At 54.8% G+C, this 2644-nt stretch carries 3 protein-coding genes; all 3 read right to left on the bottom strand.

Annotated features, from left to right (window positions below):
* Positions 1-102: 102 nt before the first annotated feature.
* A complete protein-coding gene (locus QMX86_RS27860) occupies positions 103-1008 on the bottom strand; it encodes an AraC family transcriptional regulator (RefSeq protein ID WP_282383757.1) in 906 nt (301 codons plus the stop codon).
* Positions 1009-1095: 87 nt separating this feature from the next.
* Positions 1096-1959, bottom strand: a complete 864-nt coding sequence (locus tag QMX86_RS27855; protein WP_282383759.1) for a phospholipase — start codon at positions 1957-1959, stop codon at positions 1096-1098.
* A gap of 107 nt (positions 1960-2066) precedes the next feature.
* The coding region (locus QMX86_RS27850) for a glycosyltransferase family 4 protein (RefSeq protein WP_282390430.1) at positions 2067-2644 on the bottom strand (578 nt) is incomplete at its 5' end.

Genomic DNA, 2644 nt, shown 5'->3' with positions numbered 1-2644 from the left:
CTGGAGCGAGCTTGCTCGCGATTGCGGTGTGTCAGCGTTATCTGAGTGGGCTGACACTACGCCATTCGCGAGCAAGCTCGCTCCCACAAGGGAATGATGGTGTCAGGAATGGTTTTGTTCAGTCAGCCGCTGCACTGCCAGCCGTCGATAGTGCGACGGCGTCATGCCCTTGAGTTGCTGGAAGCGTCGATTGAAGTTGGAGATATTGTTGAAGCCCGACTCGAAGCACACCTCGGTCACCGGTTTGTCGCCGTCGGCCAGCAGTTCACAGGATTTGCTGATGCGCAGGCGATTGACGAATTCGATGAAGTTGCGCCCGGTGGCCTGTTTGAATACCCGGCTGAAGTAAGTTGGCGTCATGCCCAGGTGCTCGGCCACTTCCTCCAGTGAAATGTCCCGGGCGTAATGGCTGAAGATGTAATCGACCGCGCGGTTGGTGCGGTCGATGTTGTGTTCGTCGGCCAATTGCGGGGTGGTGGCACCGGACAACAACTGGTAATCCTCACTCGCAGCGAGCAATTCCATCAGGATGAAAAAATGCCCGAGGCGGGTGATGCCGGTGCTGTCGGCGATCCGCTGCATGAGTGTCATGGCCTGACGGATCGTGCGCTTGCAGCGAAATTCGATGCCGTACTGCGCGCGCTCAAGCAGTGGCGCCAGGGATTTCAGCTCAGCGAACACCTGGTGCCCGCTCTCGAACAATTCGTCGGTGAAGTTGACCAGCATGTCGCGCTTCTCCACCACTTCATCTTCAGCGACCTGGCTGATCCAGTTGTGCGGCAGGTTGGGACCGGTCAGAAACAGGGTTTCCGGATAGAAGTTGCCGATGTAATCGCCGATGAACACTTTGCCGGAACTGGCAACGATCAGGTGCAGTTCGTATTCCTTGTGGAAATGCCAGCGCACCAGCGGGCAGGGGAAGCCGTGCTGGCGGTAGATGATGGACAAGCCGTTATGGTCGTCCATCAACTCGTAGGAAGGGTCGGTCACGCGAGCGTTTCGGGTCATGACTAGGCACTTTTTATTATCGCTGCGCGATCATGCCTCGTTTTTTGCCATTTGTGCCACTTCCGACCGGCCGTCCGTGGTAACCGCTCAGTTGAGCTTGTCGCGGGCCTTTTGCAAGTTGGCCATTTGGCAGAAACGCACGATGTTCGAATTCTTGATGAAGTCGAAATTGATGATGTTGCACTTGCGCGCCCAATCGGATTTTTCCGGGTCGAACCACTCGTCAAGACTGTCGAGGATTCGCTGCGGGCCGCCGAGTGTGTAACTGGTTGCCGACAGCGACCACGGGCGGCGCGTACTGACAGGTGTGCTCAGTACGTTGTCTATATAGCCATAGAGATCCGAGGTGCTGACCTGTGATTTGCCGATCCACTTGTGATTGATCTGGCTATAAAAGCGGAAGTCCAGGGTTTCCCAGGTCATCGGCGCAGCTACCATAATGCGCTGCAATGGATCGATGGCTTTGAGTTGGCCAATTGTCAGATGCAGATTTTCGGTGGGAATGATCCGTTCCCCAAGGTGCTCCAGCAAAGCTGTTCTGAATTCCTCATGGTTGAATGGATCTGTAGCGTTGGAAAGTTCATGGAAGTCCAGAACGATAAACTCGTTCGGGCTTCTTTCATAAAATCCCTTAAGGTCCCTGATCAGGTCTTCAAGCGTTCGCGAAGAGTTGAATCCATTGTGATGGAAACGAAACTTCGCCAGTTGTTTCGCCTTGCTGTTGTAAACAAGGCGTACATCAAGTGCGCGAGCGCCGCGATTCAACTGCGAATAAAACGAAACGTCCTGGCAGGCAAGCCAGTTTTTACCGGGAATCAGGGCGTAAGAGGCTTCCCAGTCACAACCGGCGTTATGCGCGCCGGGCAGGGTCATTTCGAATAACGAAAGATTATCGATTTGTGGTGAATCAGCCATCCATTGATGGGTTGGTATATCGTCGAAGCTTTCCATGTTGCATATCCTGCGAAGTGGTTGATTAGTTGCGCGCAGGATGTTTATAAGCATGTTCGCGTTATTGCGAAAGTTCACTTTTAATGCAAGTCATGTAATTGATGTAATCAACGCTCTGTTGGATTTAACTGGTTTTTCGCTTCGATCCATTGAGCCATGTATTGAGTGCTTTTGAGTGTGTGATGTCGCAGCATGGCGCCGGTGAAGTTGTCGTTTCTAAGTTGTGCCAAGTGTTGTCGGCAATCAGCTATCCGGTTGATCAGACGCGGGCCATGTACGCTGCGCTGATAACGCTGCTGCAAAAGTGCCGAAGACTGAATCTGCGCTTGCCGCCAGCGCGCTGGATCTTCGTACAGTTGCACGGCCTGTTCGGCGAAGGTGTTTGCGTCCAGGGCAACCGCTCCCGGCCAAGGAGCATCGCCGTGCATGGCTTCGGCGCCGATCGGTGTCGTCACGCTTGGCGTGCCACAGAGCATGGCGTCGACCAGTTTGCCCTTGATTCCCGCGCCAAAGCGCAATGGCGCAAGGCAGACCCGCGCTGCCGACATCACTTCAAGCGCATCTTCGGCCCAGTCCATGATGTGAAAGCCTTGGGCCGGGTTGTGCAGTGCGGTGGCTTTGGGCGGCGTATAGGCGCCATAGATATGCAGTTCCGCGCGAGGCAAGCGCGCGCGGATCAGCGGCC

Origin of the sequence: Pseudomonas sp. PS01270 (assembly GCF_029959775.1) — a bacterium.
GTDB classification, from domain to species: Bacteria; Pseudomonadota; Gammaproteobacteria; order Pseudomonadales; family Pseudomonadaceae; genus Aquipseudomonas; species Aquipseudomonas atacamensis.
The sequence above is the reverse complement of the archived record's forward strand: the minus strand, read 5'-3'. Positions and strand labels throughout refer to the sequence as shown.